The sequence below is a fragment of the Blastococcus sp. TF02A-30 genome (genome assembly GCF_003319185.1).
Taxonomy (GTDB): Bacteria; Actinomycetota; Actinomycetes; order Mycobacteriales; family Geodermatophilaceae; genus Blastococcus.
This window is the reverse complement of record NZ_QOHJ01000021.1, coordinates 1-787: the sequence shown is the minus strand read 5'-3', so window position 1 is coordinate 787 and position 787 is coordinate 1. Positions and strand designations below refer to the sequence as shown.

1 protein-coding gene is annotated in these 787 nt (G+C 63.2%); it reads right to left on the bottom strand.

The annotated features are described in order from the left end of the window. Positions 1–787 (bottom strand): ribonucleotide reductase N-terminal alpha domain-containing protein (locus DQ241_RS20260; RefSeq protein WP_304555506.1); only part of this gene is annotated, 787 nt, incomplete at both ends.

The window sequence follows — 787 nt, the reverse complement described above, 5'->3', positions numbered from 1 at the left end:
AGATGTGTATAAGAGACAGCCGTAGACGCGCTCGACGTCGTACGGGGAGAAGAGGTACATGTCCTCGTCGTTCTTGGCGAGTTCGAACGTGATGTCGGGCACGACGACGCCCAGGGAGAGGGTCTTGATGCGGATCTTCTCGTCCGCGTTCTCCCGCTTGGTGTCGAGGAACCGCATGATGTCGGGGTGGTGCGCCGACAGGTACACCGCCCCCGCACCCTGGCGGGCGCCGAGCTGGTTGGCGTAGCTGAAGCTGTCTTCGAGCAGCTTCATGACGGGGATGATGCCGGAGGACTGGTTCTCGATCTGCTTGATCGGTGCGCCCGCCTCGCGGATGTTGGACAGCAGCAGCGCCACGCCGCCGCCGCGCTTGGACAACTGCAGCGAGGAGTTGATGCCGCGCGAGATCGACTCCATGTTGTCCTCGATGCGCAGCAGGAAGCAGGAGACCAGCTCGCCGCGCTGGGCCTTGCCGGCGTTGAGGAACGTCGGGGTGGCCGGCTGGAAACGGCCGGAGAGGATCTCGTCGACCAGCGAGGTCGCCAGCTCCTCGTCGCCGTCGGCGAGCGCGAGCGCGGTCATCACGACGCGGTCTTCGAACCGCTCGAGGTAGCGCTTGCCGTCGAAGGTCTTCAGCGTGTAGCTCGTGTAGTACTTGAACGCGCCGAGGAAGGTCTCGAAGCGGAACTTCTTGCCGTAGGCGAAGTCGTTGAGGCGCTGGATGAAGTCGAACGAGTACTTCTCGAGCACGGCCGGCTCGTAGTACTCCTGTCTCTTATACACATCT